A 21,782-nucleotide genomic window follows, 5' to 3' on the forward strand; every position below is an offset into this window, starting at 1 on the left:
AATTTAATATAATTTAGTTTTTGAATTGATTTATCTAAATTTAGCCCTTTGTTTGTGATTATTATTTACTGTATTTATGAGGATTATTAAAAATCAAGCAGTATAAAATGTATTTTTGCAAACTTCGGCTTTAAAAGTAAAAATGAGTTTATAAACGATATTAATGGAATTGAAAATTTAGTGATTATAAAACTAGAATTAAGAGAAAAGTTTATTTTATATTTAAAAGTTTAAGTTTTAAATATACTAAATATCAAACAACACTTATATTAAATTCTATTAAAACTGATTAAGTTTTATTGAGCTTAAGATTATATTTAAATTTAAAAATATCATCTTCTAAATAGATATCTATATTTCCACCATCTTTTAATTTACCAAATAAAATTTCTTTACTTATCCTATCACTTATCTCGTAATTTATAGTTCTTTGTAAATTTCTAGCACCAAATTCAGGCGAGTAGCCCTTTTTAATAAGATATTTTTTAGCTTCAATGCTTAAATTTATAGTGATATTTTTAAGAAGTTTTTCTATCTCAGCTATAGTTTTATCAACTATTTTGATTAAAATATCATCATTTAAAGGGTTAAAATTAATGATAAAATCAATCCTATTTCTAAACTCAGGTGAGAAAAAATCTTTTATCGCACTATCTATTTTATAGCTATCATCTTTAGTAAAGCCCATTTGCGGGGCCTCTTTTGTTCCTAAATTTGAAGTCATTATAATAATTGTGTTTTTAAAGTCAGTTTTATTTCCGCTATTATCAGTTAAACTTGCATTATCAAAAATTTGTAAAAATACATTTACTAAACTTGGATGAGCTTTTTCTATCTCATCAAAAAGCACTACACTATAAGGGTGTTTTTTAACGCTATTTGTTAGCATTCCACCATCTTCAAATCCCACATATCCAGGAGGCGAGCCAATAAGCTTTGAAACGCTGTGAGCTTCCATATACTCACTCATATCATAGCGTTCAAAATGAACTCCTAATTGATTTGCAAGCTGTTTTGCTAACTCACTTTTGCCAACTCCGCTGCTTCCTGTAAATAAAAACACGCCTATTGGAGAGTTTTCTTTTTTAAGTCCAGCATAAGATCTAAAAAGTGCTTTGCAAAGTGAGTTTATCGCTTCATCCTGTCCGTAAATAACTCTTTTTAAATTTACTTCTAAATCCTTTAAAATCTCGCTATTATCATCGTTTTTAGCGATATTGCTAATATTTGCACTTTTTGATAAGGTATCAATTATATCATCTTTGGTTACTAGATACTCATCTTTGTCAAGAAATGAGAATTTCGCCCCTGTTTCATCTATCAAATCTATCGCACTATCAGGTAAAAATTTATCACTTAAATATCTTTTGGCTAACTCAACACTGCTTTTTAAAGCCTCTTGGCTAAATTTAACGCTATGGTGTTTTTCATATCTAGATTTTAAGCCTTTTAATATCTCAAAGCTATCTTCTAAACTTGGTTCAGTTACATCTATTTTGGCAAATCTTCTTGATAAGGCTTTATCTTTTGTGAAATTTCTATACTCAGCGTAAGTTGTAGCACCGATGCATGAAATTTCTCCATTTGATAAGGCTGGCTTTAAGATATTTGCCATATCAAGCCCACCACTTCCAGTTTCTCCTGTGCCGATGATTGTATGAATTTCATCTATAAATAAAATAGCTTCTTTATCGTTTTCAAGCTCGTCAATAACACCTTTTAGTCTCTCTTCAAAGTCGCCTCTGTATTTTGTCCCAGCTATTAAAGAGGAGTTATCAAGGGCGTAAATTGTTTTATTTGATAGTTTTTTTGGAACTTCATTATTTATGATTTTTAAAGCAATCCCCTCAACAATAGCTGTTTTACCAACTCCAGCTTCACCTACTAAAATAGGGTTGTTTTTCTTTCTTTTGCAAAGAGTTTGGAGGGTTTTTTCTATCTCTTTATTTCTTCCAATGATTGGATCAATTTTGCCATCTTTTGCTTTTTGGTTTAAATTTATTGTATATTTATCTAAGAATTTACTTTTTGTCTCTTCTAAAATATCTTGATCTTTTGATCCTAAATCATAAACTCCATAAAAATTTAAAAGCCTAGCACAATCGCTATTTTTATCATTTAAAATTGTTTGAATAAACTCAAAAGCTCCATATTTTTCTTGTAAAATATCTGCATTATTTAACACAGTTTTAAGCCAAAATGTTAGATTTGGCTCTTTTATTTTTTTTGATTTTGGAAAGGTATCCAAAATTTTATGTAAATTTTCAATCAAACTATCTAAAGTATCTTCTTTTAGTTTTTCATTAAAAATTTCTTGAATGGCTTCATCTAAATCTAAAATAATGCATAAAATATGCTCAGTCGTTATATATTCATGCTGATAATTTTGAGCTAAATCTCTTGCTTTTTGTATGTAGAATTGAAAATCTGATTTTAACAAATTTACCCCTTTTTAATATCGCAACGAAGCGGAAAATTTGCTTTTTGTGCAGCAATTTTCACTAAATTTAGTTTTGTAATAGCAATTTCTTTTATATATGTTCCACAAATTTCAGATCCATTATTATGAATTTTAAGCATTGTCTCAATAGCTTGATTTGTTGTTTTATTAAAAATTTTAATTAAAATTTCAACCACAAAATCCATTGTAGTTTTATCATCATTATATAAAACTACATGATACATAGATGGTGTAAAAATTTTAATCTCTTGACTAGTTTTTGTTTGCATTTTTTATCCTGTTAAAATCCTCTTCTAAAGTGCTAGTTTTAACTGTTCCAAGATAAAAATACTCTCCTTTTGGCTTAGAAAAATTTGTGAGTTTTTCTAAAATTCCGTCTTTATTGTAGATGACTTTAAAAGGCAAACTTAGAGCATGTTGGTAGTTTAGATCTTTTAAAATTTGATTTATAATTGCCTTATTTGGGTTGTCTTTAGAATTTGCAATAAAATAATAAGCATTGTATTTTTTAACAAAGTTATCAATTATATAGTCATTTGCAACTTCTTCGTATTCAATTAAACCAACTATAGTAAAATCGTCTTTATTTTTAAGCTGGAAATCCATCAAATGCGGTGCTTCAGTTTGACAAGGCACGCAAAATGTTCCAAAAATGTCTATCATTAAAATTTTATCACTATTTTCTATCTTAAAACCTTTTTGAGTTCTAACTATAGTAAGATCATTTCCTGTTACGCTTTTTAGGGTAATTTTATCGCCTTCTTTAAATTCTTGATTGGCATTTTGATTTACATCTTTAGTTGCATCATCACTACAGCCAACTAAAAAAAGTGCTAAAAAAAGTGCTAAAAGTAATTTTTTCATATAATTTTTCCTTTGCCGAAATTTGATATTGCAGCCCTTGTTTGTCTATCTGCATCTTTCTTTTTTAAAGCTTCTCTTTTGTCGTGTAAATTTTTACCTTTACAAAGAGCAACTTTAGCTTTAATTATATTTTTTTTATTTAAATAAAGTGATAATACAATTAAAGTAAGACCATCTTTTGTAACATATCCAAAAATTTTATCTATCTCTTTTCTATGCATAAGCAGCTTTCTAGGGGCTTTTTCATCTGGTCTAAAATATGAGTTTGTGTTTTGTAAAAAACTAATATGAGCACCAAGTAAAAAAATTTCTCCTTTTATAATGCGAACAAAACTATCTTTTAAATTACCTCTTCCAAGCCTAAGAGATTTAACCTCACTGCCCTTTAAACTTACCCCTGCTTCATATGTTTGTAAAATTTCATAATCATGAAACGCTTTTTTATTATTAACTAATATTTTCAAAATTATTCCTTAACGTAAAAATAACTACTTCCACTACCGCTTAAAAACTCATCATCTTTTAACATAAAATTTGGATTTAATTTTTTAAATGGAGGTAAAAGATCGTTTAAATCTATATTTTTATAATTTTTTAAAATCTCTTTTGAGCTTAAATTTGTTAAATTTTTGGCTAAATTTATATCTATTTTATCCATAAAATTTTCTCTAAATTCTTTATAAATTTTAGGTGTTGATGAGAAAATTTGTGTTGTTTTTAGAGATAAATTTGGAATATCATCTTTAAATTCTTCAACAATTTCACCAACCCCACTAACATTTGCACTTTTAAATTCGCTCACAAAAAAGCCAACATCACTACCAATATTTTTTGAAATTTGCATTAAACTTTTTTTGTCTATATTTAAATTTAATTCTAAATTTACCATTTTTAAAAAAGTTGCTGCATTGCTACTTCCGCCGCCAAGACCGCCACCTTGAGGGATATTTTTATTTAAAATAACGCTATGATATCTAAAAAAATCTTTTAATTGTTTTTCAAATCCTAGTTTTTCTAGCTCATTGTAGGCTTTTTGGATGGAATTTATGCCATCTATTTTTGCATTTGAAATTATTTGAAATTTATCATTTTTAGGTTTTTTCTTAAAATAAATTTCATCAAAAAGCTCCTCAAAAAGCACAAATCTTGATTTTATTTCATGATAATCACCTCTAGTTCCTACAATTTTTAAAAATATATTTATTTTTGCATAACTTTTCAAATTTCAACCTTGTTTAAGAGATAAATAACGCTATTTTCCTTTATTTCTACTATAGAGTAAAATTTACCCAAATTTATGATATATTGACCAATATCGGTATTTTGAAAGCTATTTTTTTCTAATTTTTTACCAAATTCAAAATCACTATAATCTTTCAAATAGAAATTCTCTTTTAAATTTAAAAAATTAAGAGGATTCAACTCTTTTTCATCTTCAAATTTAAAATCCCCCTCATTTAATCTTTCTAATGCACTTAAAGTTGCTTTTATGCCAAGTTTTTTACTAAATATTTCGGCATAAGATCTAATATAAGCACCCTCACTAACTTCTAATCTAAGCTTTAAAAACGGATGTTTATAATGCAAAATTTCGCTTTTAAATATATGCATTTTTGATGTTTTTAACTCAAATTCTTTCCCTTTTCTGGCTAATTCATAAGCCCTTTTTCCATCAACTTTTTTTGCAGAAAATTTTGGCGGTATAAATTCAATCTCACCTTTTAAATCATCAACTATAATCCTAATATCATCTATTTGAAATGGTAAAATTTTTTCAACTTCTTGGATATTTTCATTATCTAAACTCTCACTTTTTGCCCCTAACCAAATAGTGGCTTCATATACTTTTGGCTCTTTTTTAAAAAATCTAAATAATTTTGTAAATTCTCCAAAAGCTACTATCAAACATCCGCTTGCAAAAGGATCTAGAGTGCCTGAAAATCCTGCTTTTTTGACACCGTATTTTCTTTTTAATCTGCTTAAAAATAAATTTGAACTAATTTTTGATGGTTTGTTTGCTACAAAAAGACGATTTTTTTGCATTTTAAACTACCTTTTCTACAAAACTTGACATAATCTCTCTACAAATTCCACCAAAATTTATTTTGAGTTTAAATTCATTTTTAATTTTACTTAAACTCTCAACTCTTCCTATGCCAAAAATTTTATGTTTTACTAAATCGCCTTTTTTAAAGTCGCTACTTTTTTCAAATAAAAGAGCACTCTCACAAAGTCCAGCTTCACTTAAAAATCTACTTTTTTTTAGTCTCTCTCTTTTTCCTTTATAAAATCTACTTTCAGCTCTACTTAACGTTAAATTCTTTTTTGCTCTTGTTATGGCTACATATGCAAGCCTTCTCTCTTCTTCAATATCTGTTGTATCTCCAATTAAAGGAAAAAACCCCTCTTCAAGACCAATTACAAAAAGATGATCAAACTCAAGTCCTTTGCTAGCATGAACACTCATTATAGAAATAACTTCATCATTTATAGCGTCTTGTTCGCTTTGCAATGAAAGTTCATTTAAAAATTCAACCAAGTCAAATTTATCATCGTTTCTAATCTCATCTTTTAACATAGCAAATAATTCATCTAAATTTGCAACCCTTTCTTGTGCATCGGGAAGGGCTTTATAATACTCTTTTAGTTTTATTTTATCTTCAAAATTTTCTAGAATTTCTAAATCATCTTTTAATGAAGATAAAAAATTTAGATTTTGTGCTAATTTTGATAATTCATTTAAGCTTTTTTTACTAATTTGCTTATCATCTAAATTTAATATAGCATCAAAAAGAGATATTTTGTTATCAAAAGATAGCTTTTCAATTTTTGCTAAACTCATCTTTCCAAGACCTCTTTTAGGGCGATTTATTATACGTTTTAATGAAAAATCATCATCTTTGTTTAAAATAAGTCTTAGATAAGCTATAGCATCTTTTATTTCAGCTCTTTCATAGAATTTAATCCCACCTACCATCTTGTAATTAATTTTTGCTTTTGTTAAACCATCCTCTAAAGCCCTAGATAAAGCATTTACTCTATATAAAATCGCTATATCTTTAGGGCTAATTCCACTATTTATAAGAGCTTGAATTTTATTTGCAATCTTATTTGCCTCATAATTTTCATCACTGCTTTCTAAAATTTCAACCTCAGAACCTTTATCTTTTGTGCTAATTAGTTTTTTTCCAAGTCTATTTCTATTAAAATCTATTAAATTATTTGCAGCGTTTAAAATATTTGTCGTTGAACGGTAATTATTTTGAAGCTTTACTATTTTTACGTTTTTAAATTCATTTTTAAAATTTAAAATATTTTCTATCTTTGCACCACGCCAACCATAAATGCTTTGATCATCATCGCCAACTACACATAAATTATTATGTGTTAAGCATAACTTTTTTAATAAATTAAACTGTAAATCATTAGTATCTTGATACTCATCTACCATTATAAATTGATATTTGCTAGAAATATTTTTACACAAATCTTCATTTTTATCTAAAATTTTATAAGGCAACATCAATAAATCATCAAAATCAATCAAATTCTCATTTTGTAATGTTTCTTCATATTTTTTATATATATTTGCTATTTTGCTAAAAAAATCGCTTTTATAATCATTTTCTACAAAATTTGAAGCATTTTTTAGTGCTTCTTCAACACTAATCAAAGAATTTTTCATCTTTGAAATTTCTTTTGCTAAAATAGAAGATGCAATATCACTTTCAAAATTTTTAATGATTTTTTTCTTATCATCACTATCGATTATAATAAAATTATTATTTCTATTTAACTCGTTAATATGGAATTTTAAAAACAAAAGACCAAATTTATGAAAAGTACACAAAAGAGGAGTAGTTGTTAAATTTACATTTTCTAATAATCTTAATGCTCTAATTTTCATCTCATTTGCAGCCTTATTTGTAAATGTAAGTGTTAAAATACTGTTTGGAGGAATTCCTTGACTAACAAGATAAGCAAGCCTTGAAGTGATTGTTTTTGTTTTTCCGCTCCCTGCACCAGCTAAAATAAGCATAGGTCCATCGATGCACTTAGCGGCCATTTTTTGCTCTGCATTTAAATCTCTTAATAAATCTTCCATAATCTCTCTTTAAAATTAATCTACATATTTTACCAAAAATATCTTATAAATGAGTTATGATTTAGATATTTTACATTGAAGATAAATTAAAAATTAAGCTGCAATCAGCCCAAATTTTGGACTGAAAGTTTATTTTACCTCAAACACAAGAGTTGTTTTATCATTAAAAATTTCACAATCATCATTATTTGTTTTAGTATTTACTGTAGATTTTAGATACCAAAGTCCTTTCTTTAGTGCTCTAAATTCAAAATTTCCTTCTAAATCACTTTTTGCGTAACCAGCTTGAGCCATATCATTGCTAGCATATCCATCATAACTTGCATAAATTTGTGCTTTTTTTACAGGTTTTCCATTTAAAAGAATTTTAAATTTAAGTAACTCGCCTTCTTTTATTTTTGATACGCTATCAAAAAGCGGAACAATTTCTAGCCCTTTATTCAAAGGTTTTGCAATAATTTTAGAATCCCCTCCATCAACCTCTACAAAAGCCTTGCTTTGCATTGTTGAAATACCGCAATACTTAACCGCTTCTTTTGTATCTTTTCTGGTTTTATTCATCTCCCATTTGCCATCTTCTTTTTGTATCCAAGGTGTTGGTTTGTAAAAAGCATTTACAATATACACGCCTTTTTCTAGCTTATCTCCTTCAAAATGATACTCTTTGCCGCTTTGAGTTAGTGTTATTTGCGTGTTTTCGCCTATTACCTTAACTGGGTCAAAAAGCACTAATCTATCTTTTTTTATATCTTCTGGTGTTGGAAAATGATGTCCATATACCATATCAGCTTCAAATTTTTCTCCATTTTTACCTATTACCCACAAATCATGAGCTGCAACTTGTGAAGTCAAAATTCCAAATAAACATAAAAATGCTACTTTTTTCATATATTTCTCCTTAAAAATTATTAAAATAAATAACGATTATTATATTGTTTTTAAAAGCAATTGTCAAATTTAAAAATTAATTATGATTTATCAAAATAAAAGTAAAATTTATGTAAAATTACGACTTTTATACTACACTAAAGGCATATAATGATTGGAATTGATATCGTTTCTGTTTCTAGAATATCAAAATTAAAAGCCAAATTTGGTACTAAATTTTTAAAAAAATTTCTAAATCAAAATGAGATAAATTTAGTAAAAAGTGATGAGAGTTTGGCGGGTTTTTATGCAGCAAAAGAAGCAGTTTCTAAAGCACTTAAGACAGGAATAAGTGGCGAATTTTCGTTTTTAGATGTTGAAATTTATAAAGATACAAAAAATGCACCAAATTTAAAATTTAAAGATGAAATTGTAAGAAAATTTAACATAAAAAAAAGCGATTTAAGCATAAGCCACGATGGAGGATTTGCCATCGCAGCTGTAATCATTAATTAATTTAAATCAAGTGCTATGATTCTTTTTTTGTCAATAGGACAAAATTGGCTTATATACTCATAAGCTTCTTCGTAGTCATTATCCATAAAACCAGCAACTTTTACAAAAAGCTCGTAAAGCTCTTCATCATCCATATCGTTTAGATCTTTATAATCTTCTAAAAGTTCTAGGATATAAGTTTCTAACTCGATTTCATCATAAGTCATTATTGCCTCCAAATTTCAAAAATCTCGAAATTGTATCAAAAAAAGCTTTATATTAGATAAAATTTTATTTTTAAAATTATTTTTTGATTTATGATTTTTTAAGTTTGATGAAGTTATAATTTCAGAAAATTTTATCAATATGATTATAAATATCATATTGTTGGGTATTTTGATATTTTATATCCATACAAGGGGAATTAAATGGTTCTTAGCAATTGCCAAAGTGGTCAAATTTATAAAATTAAAAAAGTAAATGCCAAAGGTAAACTTTTTTATAAGATGTTAGATATGGGATTTATAGCTGGAGCCGATGTGGAGATTGTTAGAGAAGCACCGTTTTTTGATCCAATGGAGTTAAAAATTCAAAACTACTTAGTAGCTATTAGAAGAAGCGAGGCAGAGTTAATAGAGGTAGAAAGTCTATGATTGAAAATAGCACAACTGAAAATTTAAACATAAAAAAAAGCGTAAAAATTGCATTAGCTGGACAACCAAACTGTGGAAAATCTACAATTTTTACTATGCTTAGCGGTATTCGCCAACATATAGCAAATTATCCAGGCGTTACAGTGGATAAAAAATCTGGTTTTTTTTCTTACAAAAATTTAGACATTGAAATGGTAGATTTGCCTGGAACTTACTCATTTAGTTCATATTCTCTTGAAGAAAGAGTTGCAAAAGATTTTATTCTGACACAAAACCCTGATGTTATTTTAAATGTAATTGATGCTTCAAATTTAAAACGTAATTTATACTTAACTTTTCAGCTTTTAGAGATCGGAAAACCTGTTATTATTATTTTAAACATGTGTGATGTTATACAAAAAAGAGGTATTGAAATAAATTCTAAAGAAATTTCAAATATGCTTAAATGCCCTGTTCTTATGGTAAGTGGTGCTAAAAATATAGGTAAAAATGAAATTTTAGAAGCCATCCATGATGTTTGCAATAAAACTTATTCTTATGAAGATTTCAAAATAAATTACGAAGAGTTAGAGCCATATATTTTAAAACTAGAAAAAGCTATTAAAGGTGAGTATGATATTAAAAACAGATGGCTTGCCATAAAAGCATTAGAAGATGATAGCCTCGTTTATGATTTATTAAAAGATAAAAATCCAAATTTCGAAACTTTAGCAAGAGAAAGCATTGAAAATTTTAAAAATATTTCTTCTTTAAATACCGAAAATTTTTTAGCTACTTTTAGGTATGATTCAGCACAAATTATAAGCTCAAAATGCGTAAAAGAAAACAAAAAATACAAAGAAACATTTGCTGATAAGATAGATAGAGTTGTATTAAATAGATGGCTATCTTTTCCTATTTTATTTTTGATAATAGTTGGAATTTACCAGCTGTCCATTGTATTTGGGTATTATTTGACGAACAAAACTTGGCCTATTTTAGCCGCTTTTAAAAATTTAGTTGTCGATATACTACCTGAACCAGATATAACATATGTGCCTATGATTACAGATTTAGGAATTTGGCTTGTAAATAGCGTAAATGCTTTACTTAATTACTTACCGATATTTTTCATACTATTTTTTTTAATAGCTATTTTAGAAGATGTTGGATATATGCCTAGAATGGCTTTTATTTTAGATAGAATTTTTAGAAAATATGGACTTCATGGACAAAGCACATTACCACTTGTTTTGGGTGGTGCCTTGGTTGGCGGATGTGCTGTGCCTGGCGTTATGGCTACAAAAGGAATTGCAGATGAAAGGGCTAGGATGGCCACTATTTTTACAGTTCCTTTAATGAATTGTCTTGCAAAAACACCATTTTATACGCTTTTACTTGGTGCGTTTTTTCCCAAAGATATGGGATTAATGATGTTTTATATATCGACAATTACCATTTTTACAGCACTAATTATTTCAAAAATTTTAACCTTAACCCTGCTTAAAACACGAGAAACAGCACCATTTGTGATGGAGCTACCATCTTATCATATGCCTACATTTAAAGGTGTGATTTTGAAGGCTTTTGAGAGAGTTTGGATTTACATAAAAAAAGTTTGCACGATAGTTTTAGCTGTTGCTATAGTGCTTTTTGCTTTGCTTCAATTTCCAGGCATTGATTCTAATAAAGCCAAGGAATTCGAAGTTAGTGAAAATAAAATTTTAGTTAATTTTGATAAAAAAATTAAAAAAACCAAATATTATGAAAATTTTAATTCTAGAGATAAAGTATCGTCGCTTTTAAATTTTTATGATTCATATAAAGATAAAAAAATGGCAGGCGGAAGTAATATAGATAAAAAATTTGAAAAAGAAAATAAACTTTTTTACTCAATAATAAAGCCAGAAAAAAATGATAAAGACGCAAAATTAATAAATAAAGAGTTAAGAAATTTATCAAAAGGTCGAGATAAAATTTTAAGAGAACAAAAAAATATTCGCATAGAAAATTCACTTTTAGGTATGATTGGAAGAGCATTAGAGCCTATTAGTAAATTTGCAGGTTTTGACTGGAAAATTAATGTTGCTTTTTTAAGTTCTTTTGCAGCTAGAGAGTCTGCTGTAGCAACTTTAGGTAGTATTTATGAAACAGGAAAAGAAAGCCAAAGAGCTGAAGATATGATGGCAAAAAACAGTGGATACACGCCTCTTCATGCAGTAGCTATTATAATTTTTATGCTACTAACTCCGCCATGTATTGCTACAATGGTAGTCGTAAAACTTCAAATGAATAGCTATAAATGGATGCTTTTGGCTTTGTTTATACCTTTTGGTTTGGCTTTAATTATGTCAATGATATTATTTAGTGCTGGTAGCGCTTTAAATTTAAGTGGGCTTGAGGTTATGAGTTGGTATTATGGGATTGTTGTTGTACTCACTTTAATATTAGGATTGATTCCAGAAAAACGTATAAATTGGCAAGGTGGATTAAAATTTAATAAAAATCAATTTTATAAGGAGAAAGAATGAAAAAAATTCTATTTGTTTCAGCATTAGCTGTAAGTTCAATGTTTGCACATACTGCTCTCATGAGTTGTCTTGATAATGGAGATGGCACAGTCTCTTGCGAAGGCGGTTTTAGTGATGGAAGTACCGCAAAAGGCGTTAAATTTCATTTAATGCAAAATGGAAAAAGTATTTTGGAAAGCACTTTTGATGAAAATAGCGAAGTTAGCTTTAAGAAGCCAGAGGGAGATTTTGAGGCTCAGTTTGATGCAGGCGAAGGTCATAGAGTAACCATAAAAAGCTCAGATATAGCAGAATAACTTTAATAAAGGATAAAATATGAAAAAATTTTTAATTTCTTCAGTAGCAGTTTTAGCTCTTAGTACAGCAGCTTTTGGTCATTTTCAAATGGTTTATACACCAGAAAGTGCTTTAGAAAAAGGTAGCGAAATACCTTTAAAATTGGTATTTAACCACCCTTTTGCAGATGAACATACAATGGATATGGGTCTTGATGCTAAAGGCAAAATTAAGCCAGTTGAAGAGTTTTTTGTGGTTCATAAAGAGAAAAAGACAGATCTTAAAAAGAATTTAAAAAAGATAACATTTAAAGGAAATTCAAACTCAGGAAAAGGGTTTGAGTCAAAATATGCAGCTAAAAAATTAGGTGATCATGTTTTTGTTTTGGTTCCAGCACCTTATTATGAAAAAAATGAAGATGCATACATTCAACAAATAACAAAAATGGTAGTAAATGTTGCTGGTGCACCGACTGATTGGGATGCAGAACTTGGCTTAAAAGCTGAAATCGTTCCACTTACAAAACCATATTCGATTTGGGCAGGTAGCACATTTAGTGGCATAGTAAAAGGCAATGGTAAACCAGTTCCATTTGCAGAAATTGAAGTTGAATATCTAAACTGGGATGTTGATGTTGAAAAAAACGAAATGGGAAAAACACCTCATGCAACTGCACCTCAAGATAGTTTTGTAACTCTAACAATAAAAGCCGATCAAGATGGTAAATTTACATTTGGTATTCCAAAAGCTGGATGGTGGGGCTTTGCTGCTCTTGGCGTTGGACCTGATGATAAACACGATGGCAAAGAGTTAAGTCAAGATGCTGTTATTTGGGTTCAAGCAAAAGATATGAAATAATTTTTAGGGGAGCAACTCTCCCCTTTTTTTAGGAGATGTTATGAAAATTTATGAATTAGTCATTTTATTAATTTTGGCTGGATTTGCAGGATATTATGTGTATAAAAAACTCTTTAAAAGCAGTGGTTGTGGTTGTGGTAAGAGTAGTTGCAACGCTAAAAAAAATAGTTAAATTTAATCTAGTGTTTATAATAATATCAACGTAGTTAAATAAATTTATAGTTATTATTTGTTTTTTAAAAAGCACTTTGTAGATTATTTATATTAATACGCTACTAAAATAACACAAAATTTAGGCACAATATGAGTGAAGATAAGATTTTTAGCAGTTTTTTAAATATCATTCTAAGCAGAAATAGTAAAAATTCAACTCCAAGAGAGAGAATTTTAAAAATTCTTTTTTATAATAAGCACATAAGTGTCAATGAAATTCAAAAAATTTATAAAAATCTACACAAAAAATCAGTAAACATAAGCACTATTTATCAAACTCTAAATTTACTACAAAGTTATAATTTTTTAACGACAATAAAGCATTCTAAAACAAATAAATATGAAATTAACATAAATTTAAATCACGATCATATAATTTGTTCAAAATGCGGTAAAATAGTGGAATTTAGAGATGATGATTTACAAGATCTGGAAATACAAATTTCACAAAAATACAATTTTTTAGTAGAGGGTCATATACTTTTGCTTGATGGAATTTGTTTTGAATGCTTAAATAAAAACTAGATTAATGAGCATTATTATAAATTTAGTAAGATTGATATTTAAATTTAAAGATGTGTTGGCAAGAGATGAGTTTAAGCAAAAAATATTAAAAATTTCAAGATAAAAAACGTGTGCTTTATAAAAATTTACTTATGTAAATTTAAATATTAATTAAAAATTTTATAAAGATTAAAATGATTGTTGCGATGACAATAGCGAAATTAAAATGATTATTGCTTAGGATTTGAAATAAAATTGAAAATATTTATTTTGTTTACAAAGCGTAAATGTGTGATAAGTAAGATACTAAATATTATCTAAAAACTTTATATATTAACCACTTTAAATTTAAACTCAATATTTTTTAGTTTAATAGATTTTTAAATTAAAAATATAAATGATATGGTTACATTTATCAAATTTAGCCAATTATATTTGAAAAAATGGTAGAAAAATAATTAAATTCATCTTATAATGCTAAAGTTTTTATAGATAGCTAAGTTGGAGTTTTTTGTGGCTAAAATTTAGCTTGGTTTATAAATTTCAAAAGTGGCTTTAAAATATTGATAGCTTTAAATGCTATATAAATTTTAACCATATATTTTAATATATCAATATTTACTGCTTTTTTTGTTTAAATATTTTTGTACTTTTGATGATATTTAAATAAAATATTATTTGGCTTTATTTTGCAATTATGCATATCAAAAATAGCTTTTAAATTTTTAATTTCAATAATATAAAATAATATACTAAAAACTTATAAATTTAAAAGTTAAGTGTAAAAATAGCCAATAAAGCTTTATCGCTTAAATTTTAATATATAATAATATTTTATTTATGAGTTAAGATAAAATTTCTTTCAAACAAATAAAATATTTATTATATTTGATATTTAAAAAATAGATATGATTTAAATATAATCATTTATATAAATTAACTTCGCAAAACTATTTTTTTTTATTGTTTAGGCTTAGTTATTTAATTTTTATAGTACAATTTAGTTGTTTAAAAAATAAGAAAATATTTAAGATTGTGATGTATAAATTTAGTAAAAATCGTGCTTAATCTCAACTTTACAAAACTTTAGTTATAAAATTTAATGAAGTAGAAAATTTAAAAATAAATGTTGTAATTGATATAAAAACAAGAAAGATTATTTATCTATTTTTATTACATCAATATAAATTAAAATAGTATGAATTGTTTTGATATAAAATTTCATCTTTTTTTAAAAAAAATTATATCAAATAAATAATTAAATTTTAAGCTATAAAAGTATAAAATAGTGCTTAAATTTTTATTCAAGGAGAGAATCATGAAAAAACTAAGATTTTTTCTATATATTTTCGTTGCTAGCGTAGTGTTTAGTGGTTGTGCATCAGAAAAATCAAGGGCAATAAATGTTCCAAAAGTTGAAGTAGCAAATACCCCTTATTACGGAGAAAAAGTAGCTGTTTCAATAGGTAGATTTAGTAATCAAAGTTCTTATAATAACGGAATTTTTAGCGATGGTGAAGATAGACTTGGAAATCAAGCTCAAACGATACTTATCACGAGTTTACAACAAAGTGCTAGATTTAGCGTTTTAGATAGATCAAATTTAAAAGTTATCAAGCAAGAAAGCGACATTAGCAAAAAAGCTCAAAATTTAAAAGGTGCAAGATATGTTATAACTGGCGATGTTGTTGAGTTTGGAAGAAAAACGCATGGCGATCATCAATTATTTGGAATTTTAGGTAAAGGTAAAACTCAAGTTGCATATTCAAAAGTAAATTTAAATGTAGTAGATGTTGAAACTTCAGAAGTTATAGCGTCAGCTCAAGGGGCTGGAGAATATGAGTTGTCAAGTAGAGAAGTTGTTGGATTTGGTGGAACTAGCGGTTATGATTCAACTTTAAATGGTAAAGTTTTAAGCTTGTCAATAAATGAGGCTGTAAATAATTTATCAAAACTCATAGATAATGGAACTTGGAAGATTAAATGATAAGATTTGTGTTTTTTGCTTTTTTTGTTTTACTTTTTACTGGTTGTGCTACTAAACAAGAGAGTGTTTATCATTGGGAAGCTTCATATTCAAAATCAATTTATGATTATTTAAATCAAGAAGGTGATATAAATTCTCAAATTTTAAATCTTGAAAATTTAATAAAAAATGCTGACAAAAATGGCAAAAAAGTTCCTCCTGGAGTCAATGCTCATTTAGGACTTTTATACTCAAATTTAGGAAATAGCTCAAAATCTATTTATTATCTAAATCAAGAAGCAAAACTTTTTCCAGAATCAAAAGCTTATATTGAGTTTTTAAAATCTCAAAATAAAAGGATTAAAAATGAGAAATAAAATAGCGTTTTTATCTTTTTTTATTATTGCATTTTTTACAGGATGTGCAAAACAGCCTGAAATTTACGATTATTCAAATTTCTTAAACTCAAAACCACGTTCGATTTTGGTTGTAATGCCAACAAATGAATCTATTGAAGTTAAAGGTCCAGCAGCTGTTTTATCTCAAGCTATTATGCCTTTAAGTGAAGCTGGGTATTATGTTTTTCCTGTAGCATTAGTAAATGATACATTTAAAAATAACGGAGTTTATGAAGCAAGCGATATAGCAAATATTTCAATATCTAAATTAAGAGAAATTTTTGGAGCGGACGCGGCATTGTATATAAATATTGAAAAATATGGCTCATCTTACGCTATTTTAAATAGTTCCACTACAGTTCAAGCAAATGCTAGGCTTATCGATTTAAAAACATCACAACAAATTTGGGAAAAACGAGTTATAGTTAGCGAAAACTCAAGCAGTGGTAATCAAGGAATTTTAGGAATGCTAATAACTGCAGCGGTTTCTCAAATAGCAAATACAGTTTCTGATGCTGGATATAATTTATCATCTTATGCCAATGCTATGCTTTTTGCAACCAATTGTAATGATTGCATACTTTTTGGTCCTTATTCTCCAAAATATGGACAAGATAAACAACTTAGCAAGTAAATTTAGGAATTTTCTCTAAATTTACTTTTGCAAACATCTATAAATATTTTTGCTTATTAGTGCAATAATTCAATGTTTCTTAATATAAATTATTTGAATTTATATTTAATTATTTTTGTAATGGATAGTAAGTCAAGCTACTTTGTGCTTTAATGTATTATTTAAAAATAGCCTTAACTCTTTTAAATTAAAAATATCTTTTACGATTAAAAAATTACATTTTTGAAATTTCTCAATGCGATTTTTATCGATATAAATTCCAATATTTTGTACGTTGTTTAATATATCTAAATTTCTAGCATATTCTATATAGAATAGCTAAATTTTGATATTTTTTTAAATTTTTTGGATAATTCTTAGCCCTTGTTATAATTTTTATACCAAAAGAATTTAGCTTATAAAAATATAAAGCCATATCTAATATCAAAGTTTTAATTTTATTTTTAAATCATCATCCAAAAGATTTAAAATTTTATCCTGTTTAGAGCTAAATAAATCTTTTGGATAGTAAGTTTTGTATATTATATTTGCAAATTTATGATACTCTAGCGGATTTAAAACATCCCTTTTTTGCTAAATTTACAGGTTAAAAGTAAAATCTCTTTAGAATTTTAACTCCTTGATGATTAGCTTAAGGTGGCTGGATAAACTTCTTTGATTCCATTTTTTTTAGAATTTCGCCTATGATCTTAATCATCTATTAAAAGAGCGTTTTATTTTGCAAATTTTTATCTTTTAATTCTAATGTGTTAATTTGATAGACTCCATTTAAATTATTGGCCTGTTTTGTATGAATTTTGCATACTCTTTTACTTGGATTTTTGTGCTATTTTTTGAACTAAATTATAAAAAGGAGTGTTTAGTTTTTAGCAACTTTTATGGCAAAATCTTTACTAAATTATTTTTTAAAGATGGTTTTATCACCAATTTAGCATTTATCAGTTTCTATATCATCTATAATAACAGCAGTTAAGGCTTTATTTCTACCTAGAACTTCACTAACTAAATTTGTAATGATCTCAATTAAAAGTGCTTTTTGCTCTTTTGTAGGTTCATTATTTTCTTTAGTGATTTTTATGTTTATGTATGGCATAAATTTATCTTTTAAATTAAGCTTATCTTCGTCTTTTAGTCATTTAAAAACTTAAAATTTTACTTACTTTATGAATAGATAAAATGCAATTATTTTTATTTTATTTATCTAAATTTAGTATATTTCTTCCTTTAAATGATATTCTTTTATCTGCTTTAGAATTTCGTAGTTTTCGTGTTTATTTGACATAAGTTTTTTCTCAATACTAAATTTTAAAGTATTGACAAACTTTTTAAGAATCAAGCTAAACCCACCAATTCCAGCAAATAAATCAATAAAAGTAAAACTCAAATTTATCCTTTAATTTCAAATAAAAAGACTATTTTTTGCATCATTTAGCCTATTTTGAGCAATTTTGATATACTCTTCATTTATCTCATAGCCTACAAAATTTCTTTTTAAATTATATGCTGAAATAGCTGTAGTACCGCTTCCCATAAATGGATCTAAAACTATGTCATTTTCAAAACTATAAAGTTCGATTAATCTATTTGGAAGTTCAACTGGAAATGGCGCTGGATGTCCGATTTTTTTGGCACTTGCTGTGCTAAATTGCCAAATTGATTTTGTATAAGACATAAAATTTTCTTTACTTATACTATCATTTTTTTTATTTTTATCTCTTTTAAAATCATTTTTGCTAAAAACCAAAATATACTCATGAACATCTCTTAAAACTGGATTGCTAGCACTTTTAAAACTTCCCCAAGCCAAAGAAACTCCACTACTTGCTCCTTTATCCCAAATAATTTCTCCGCGAGATAAAAAGCCAATTTCAAACATTATTTGATAAACATAAAAAGTTAATGGAATATAAGGTTTTCTACCAACATTTGCGATATTTATACAAGCTCTTCCGCCATCAACAAGCACTCTAAAACACTCATTAAAAACGATTTTTAAAAGCTCCATATACTCTTTTAAACTTAAATTTTCATCATAATCTTTGCTAACATTATACGGCGGAGATGTGATTACTAAATGAACGCTTGAATCTGGTAGTTCGTGCATATTTTCGCAAGAGTGAGCAAAAATTTGGTTTAAATTTTCATCTTTTATTTTGTTTTCTATCTTATCATTTGAAATTTTTATATTCATATTTTGATATAGTCTTGTGTTATAAAATTTTTCTGAATTATGTCCGATTCTACCACTTGAGCCAAATGATGAAGTTTGTGTCGTACTCATATTTTTGCATCCTTTATGAAATCTAAAAAATAGTTTGCAATTGAAATTTCATCTTTTTGTAAAGCAGAATTTTTAATAAGTTTAGCTAATTTTTCCTTACTAATCATAGCTGAAAAATAAGTTAAATCATGAGCTAATATTTTTTCTATAATATTTTCTAATTCAAGTGTATTTTTAATTGTTCTAAAATACCCTAAATTTGAATTTTTTACAATATCTAAATTTGGATTTAAAGATAAAATTTGTTGTAAAACCCCACTTTGCCCTAAATAATCAACTTTAGCCATATAATTATCGCTAAGATGAGTATTTCCTAAAATAACTATTGGAATTTGATTTGCTTTTGGCGAACTTACTCTAATATTTACCGATTTTCCAATAGCTTTTAAAACACTATCAGAGCGGATTAAAGATGGAAGTGCCTTGTGTGTTTTATAATCCCCAATAAATTCTATATTTTTACCTAATAATTTATAGTTATTTACTATACTCATTTTTATTTCAAAGATAATTTTTATATCTTTTGGTTTTTGGATTATGCTATCTTTAGAACAAAAAGCCAAATCAGCCCTAGAAGATGGAATTAATCCTATCTCCTCGCATATTACGCCATTTATTGCAAATAAGCCAAATTTTTGTGCAATTTTTTTAAATAGCTTTTGACACCAAATTTCAGTGTATTTTCCAATAAGTGAATTTCTTGATTGTAAAGTTGGAAAGCTTCGTTTTTCTTTTTTAGGAATATAGGCGAAAAACTCGCCGTCTATCTCGTAAAAAATATCTTTTTTGTTAGCAAAATTTGATTCTAATGCGTTTTTAAAAAATGTAATTTCATCATTTATTTCCCACATTTTCGCCCTTTTAATCAATCTTAAGCACACTCAAAAACGCTTCACTTGGTAAATTTACCTTACCAACTTGTTTCATTCTTTTTTTACCCTCTTTTTGTTTTTCTAAAAGCTTTCTTTTTCTTGTGATATCTCCACCATAGCATTTTGCAGTAACATTTTTGCCCATTGATTTAACGGTCTCTCTTGCAATTATTTTATTTCCAATACTTGCTTGAATAGCAACTTCAAAAAGTTGCCTCGGAACGATTTCTTTCATTGCTTTTACCAACTCTCGCCCTTTACTCTCAGCCTTTGTTTTGGGAACGATGATAGATAAAGCATCCACAACTTCACCAGCTACTCTAACATCTAGTTTTATTAAATCTCCACTTCTATAATCACTTATTTCATAATCAAAGCTCGCATATCCTTTTGTGCATGATTTTAGTTTATCGTAAAAATCCATAACTATTTCATTTAAAGGGATATCGTATTCTAAAAGAACTCTAGTTTCAGTAATGTAATCCATTTTGGTTTGGATAGCTCTTCTATTATTTACTAAAGTTATTATATTTCCTAAAAATTCACTTGGTGTTATAATGGTAGCTTTAACGTATGGTTCAAAAATTTCAGCTATTTTATCACTAGATGGCATTTGACTAGGATTTGTAACTAAAATTTTATCATTATTTGTGCAAACTATCTCATAAGTTACACTTGGTGCAGTTGCAATCAAATCAAGATTAAATTCTCTCTCAAGCCGCTCTTTTATAACATCCATATGTAAAAGCCCTAAAAATCCGACCCTAAATCCAAAACCAAGTGCTGCTGAAGTTTCAGGTTCGTAGCTAATAGAACTATCATTTAATTTTAGTTTATCTAAAGCATCTCTTAAATCTTCAAATTTATCAGTTTCTATTGGATAAATTCCTGCAAATACAAAAGATTTTGCCTCTTCAAAGCCTGAAATCGGCTCTAAAGCTTTATTGCTAGCACAAGTTATTGTATCGCCAACTCTTATATCACCTACATTTTTAAGTCCTAAAACTATTATGCCAACTTCACCGCTTTTAATCTCTTTTGTTTTGATTGGAGAGATTGGATTTGGATACATAAGATCTAAAACTTCGTGGCGTTCGTTTGTGCTCATTATTAGGACATCATCTCCTTTTTTTACCATTCCATCATAAATTCTAACTAAAGCTAAAGCACCTAAATAATTATCAAACCAACTATCGTAAATCAAGGCTTTGAGTGGTTTTGTATCATCTGTTTTTGGTTCTGGAATTTTTTTGATAATAGCTTCAATTAAATCTTTTATGCCTAGCCCTGTTTTTGCACTAACCATTACAGAATCACTGCAATCAAGACCTATAATGTGTTCAATCTCATCTTTTACTTTATCAGGATTTGCAGCTAGAAGATCGATTTTATTTAAAACAGGGATTATTTCAAGATTATGTTCAAGTGCTATATAGACATTTGCAATAGTTTGAGCTTGAACCCCTTGTGCAGCATCTACAACAAGTAAAGCCCCCTCACAGCTTGCCAAACTTCTACTAACTTCATAACTAAAATCAACATGTCCTGGAGTGTCGATTAAATTTATGATATATTTTTCACCATTTAATTCATAATCTAAGCGAACAGATTGAGCTTTTATAGTAATTCCTCGCTCTTTTTCAATATCCATATTATCCATAACTTGATTGCTCATTTGTCTATCGCTTACTGCTCCGCATTCTTGAATGATTCTATCTGCAAGCGTGCTTTTTCCGTGATCGATATGAGCTATAATGCTAAAATTTCTAATATTTTTTTTCATAAAATTCCTACTTAAAATTTAAAATGCAATATTTTATCTAAA

Annotated in this window: 24 protein-coding genes; 10 read left to right on the forward strand and 14 right to left on the reverse strand. The window is 27.4% G+C overall.

The features are described 5' to 3' along the window. Window positions 1–289: 289 nt before the first annotated feature. The 8 genes from F1B92_RS05895 to F1B92_RS05930 all read right to left on the reverse strand — a co-directional run bounded on the left by F1B92_RS05895 (window position 290) and on the right by F1B92_RS05930 (window position 8,318). Window positions 290–2,440: an AAA family ATPase gene (locus F1B92_RS05895; RefSeq protein ID WP_154570939.1), complete on the reverse strand. Its 2,151-nt coding sequence runs from the start codon at window positions 2,438–2,440 to the stop codon at window positions 290–292. A 2-nt stretch (window positions 2,441–2,442) separates the two neighbouring features. Beyond that, entirely contained in the window at window positions 2,443–2,730 is a 288-nt protein-coding gene (locus tag F1B92_RS05900) for an ATP-dependent Clp protease adaptor ClpS (RefSeq protein WP_154570940.1), read from the reverse strand. Then, window positions 2,714–3,325 (reverse strand): TlpA disulfide reductase family protein, encoded by a 612-nt coding sequence (locus F1B92_RS05905; protein ID WP_154570941.1) that lies wholly within the window; start codon window positions 3,323–3,325, stop codon window positions 2,714–2,716. Before F1B92_RS05905 ends, F1B92_RS05900 begins: the two co-directional genes overlap by 17 nt. Continuing rightward, window positions 3,322–3,789 carry an SsrA-binding protein SmpB gene (gene smpB, locus F1B92_RS05910; RefSeq protein ID WP_154570942.1) on the reverse strand — a complete coding sequence of 156 codons (468 nt, stop codon included), beginning with the start codon at window positions 3,787–3,789 and terminating at the stop codon, window positions 3,322–3,324. Before smpB ends, F1B92_RS05905 begins: the two co-directional genes overlap by 4 nt. A gap of 2 nt (window positions 3,790–3,791) precedes the next feature. Then, window positions 3,792–4,547 carry a 4-(cytidine 5'-diphospho)-2-C-methyl-D-erythritol kinase gene (locus F1B92_RS05915; protein ID WP_154570943.1) on the reverse strand — a complete coding sequence of 252 codons (756 nt, stop codon included), beginning with the start codon at window positions 4,545–4,547 and terminating at the stop codon, window positions 3,792–3,794. After that, a complete protein-coding gene (gene truB, locus F1B92_RS05920; protein WP_154570944.1) occupies window positions 4,544–5,368 on the reverse strand; it encodes a tRNA pseudouridine(55) synthase TruB in 825 nt (274 codons plus the stop codon). The genes F1B92_RS05915 and truB overlap by 4 nt, the downstream gene beginning before the upstream one ends. Window position 5,369: 1 nt before the next feature. Next, window positions 5,370–7,430, reverse strand: coding sequence for an ATP-dependent helicase (locus F1B92_RS05925; RefSeq protein ID WP_154570945.1), 2,061 nt, complete (start codon window positions 7,428–7,430; stop codon window positions 5,370–5,372). Window positions 7,431–7,559: 129 nt separating this feature from the next. After that, window positions 7,560–8,318: a DUF4198 domain-containing protein gene (locus F1B92_RS05930; protein ID WP_154570946.1), complete on the reverse strand. Its 759-nt coding sequence runs from the start codon at window positions 8,316–8,318 to the stop codon at window positions 7,560–7,562. A gap of 150 nt (window positions 8,319–8,468) precedes the next feature. Between F1B92_RS05930 and acpS the strand changes: the two genes are divergently transcribed. Further along, complete coding sequence (gene acpS, locus F1B92_RS05935; protein WP_154570947.1) at window positions 8,469–8,813, forward strand: holo-ACP synthase; 345 nt, start codon at window positions 8,469–8,471, stop codon at window positions 8,811–8,813. Here acpS and F1B92_RS05940 read toward each other — a convergent pair. After that, window positions 8,810–9,019, reverse strand: a complete 210-nt coding sequence (locus F1B92_RS05940) for a hypothetical protein (protein ID WP_154570948.1) — start codon at window positions 9,017–9,019, stop codon at window positions 8,810–8,812. The two genes, acpS and F1B92_RS05940, sit on opposite strands and share 4 nt — an antisense overlap. Before the next feature lie 201 nt (window positions 9,020–9,220). Between F1B92_RS05940 and F1B92_RS05945 the strand changes: the two genes are divergently transcribed. The 9 genes from F1B92_RS05945 (at window position 9,221) to F1B92_RS05985 (ending at window position 16,804) form a co-directional block, all read left to right on the forward strand. Beyond that, window positions 9,221–9,445, forward strand: a complete 225-nt coding sequence (locus F1B92_RS05945) for a FeoA family protein (protein WP_154570949.1) — start codon at window positions 9,221–9,223, stop codon at window positions 9,443–9,445. Beyond that, complete coding sequence (feoB, locus tag F1B92_RS05950; protein WP_154570950.1) at window positions 9,442–11,955, forward strand: ferrous iron transport protein B; 2,514 nt, start codon at window positions 9,442–9,444, stop codon at window positions 11,953–11,955. The genes F1B92_RS05945 and feoB overlap by 4 nt, the downstream gene beginning before the upstream one ends. Further along, on the forward strand, window positions 11,952–12,251 hold the full coding sequence (locus tag F1B92_RS05955; protein ID WP_154570951.1) for a hypothetical protein: 300 nt from the start codon (window positions 11,952–11,954) through the stop codon (window positions 12,249–12,251). The genes feoB and F1B92_RS05955 overlap by 4 nt, the downstream gene beginning before the upstream one ends. A gap of 19 nt (window positions 12,252–12,270) precedes the next feature. Beyond that, a complete protein-coding gene (locus tag F1B92_RS05960) occupies window positions 12,271–13,089 on the forward strand; it encodes a DUF4198 domain-containing protein (protein ID WP_154570952.1) in 819 nt (272 codons plus the stop codon). 40 nt (window positions 13,090–13,129) lie between these two features. Continuing rightward, window positions 13,130–13,261, forward strand: a complete 132-nt coding sequence (locus F1B92_RS05965; protein WP_154570953.1) for a FeoB-associated Cys-rich membrane protein — start codon at window positions 13,130–13,132, stop codon at window positions 13,259–13,261. A 131-nt stretch (window positions 13,262–13,392) separates the two neighbouring features. Beyond that, on the forward strand, window positions 13,393–13,827 hold the full coding sequence (locus tag F1B92_RS05970; RefSeq protein WP_154570954.1) for a Fur family transcriptional regulator: 435 nt from the start codon (window positions 13,393–13,395) through the stop codon (window positions 13,825–13,827). Window positions 13,828–15,124: 1,297 nt separating this feature from the next. Continuing rightward, window positions 15,125–15,793 carry a CsgG/HfaB family protein gene (locus F1B92_RS05975; protein WP_154570955.1) on the forward strand — a complete coding sequence of 223 codons (669 nt, stop codon included), beginning with the start codon at window positions 15,125–15,127 and terminating at the stop codon, window positions 15,791–15,793. Next, window positions 15,790–16,149 carry a DUF4810 domain-containing protein gene (locus F1B92_RS05980; protein ID WP_154570956.1) on the forward strand — a complete coding sequence of 120 codons (360 nt, stop codon included), beginning with the start codon at window positions 15,790–15,792 and terminating at the stop codon, window positions 16,147–16,149. The genes F1B92_RS05975 and F1B92_RS05980 overlap by 4 nt, the downstream gene beginning before the upstream one ends. Next, window positions 16,139–16,804, forward strand: coding sequence for a DUF799 domain-containing protein (locus F1B92_RS05985; RefSeq protein WP_154570957.1), 666 nt, complete (start codon window positions 16,139–16,141; stop codon window positions 16,802–16,804). Before F1B92_RS05980 ends, F1B92_RS05985 begins: the two co-directional genes overlap by 11 nt. Before the next feature lie 928 nt (window positions 16,805–17,732). Here F1B92_RS05985 and F1B92_RS05990 read toward each other — a convergent pair. The 5 genes from F1B92_RS05990 to lepA all read right to left on the reverse strand — a co-directional run bounded on the left by F1B92_RS05990 (window position 17,733) and on the right by lepA (window position 21,740). After that, window positions 17,733–17,897: a tautomerase family protein gene (locus F1B92_RS05990; protein WP_154570958.1), complete on the reverse strand. Its 165-nt coding sequence runs from the start codon at window positions 17,895–17,897 to the stop codon at window positions 17,733–17,735. 114 nt (window positions 17,898–18,011) lie between these two features. Beyond that, window positions 18,012–18,188 carry a DNA cytosine methyltransferase gene (locus F1B92_RS05995; protein ID WP_154570959.1) on the reverse strand — a complete coding sequence of 59 codons (177 nt, stop codon included), beginning with the start codon at window positions 18,186–18,188 and terminating at the stop codon, window positions 18,012–18,014. Window positions 18,189–18,203: 15 nt separating this feature from the next. Further along, window positions 18,204–19,085: a DNA-methyltransferase gene (locus tag F1B92_RS06000; RefSeq protein WP_154570960.1), complete on the reverse strand. Its 882-nt coding sequence runs from the start codon at window positions 19,083–19,085 to the stop codon at window positions 18,204–18,206. Beyond that, window positions 19,082–19,936: a hypothetical protein gene (locus tag F1B92_RS06005; RefSeq protein WP_154570961.1), complete on the reverse strand. Its 855-nt coding sequence runs from the start codon at window positions 19,934–19,936 to the stop codon at window positions 19,082–19,084. Before F1B92_RS06005 ends, F1B92_RS06000 begins: the two co-directional genes overlap by 4 nt. Before the next feature lie 10 nt (window positions 19,937–19,946). Then, complete coding sequence (gene lepA / locus F1B92_RS06010) at window positions 19,947–21,740, reverse strand: translation elongation factor 4 (protein WP_154570962.1); 1,794 nt, start codon at window positions 21,738–21,740, stop codon at window positions 19,947–19,949. Between the last annotated feature and the right edge of the window lie 42 nt (window positions 21,741–21,782).

Origin of the sequence: Campylobacter portucalensis, from assembly GCF_009690845.1 — a bacterium.
Lineage (GTDB): Bacteria > Campylobacterota > Campylobacteria > Campylobacterales > Campylobacteraceae > Campylobacter_B > Campylobacter_B portucalensis.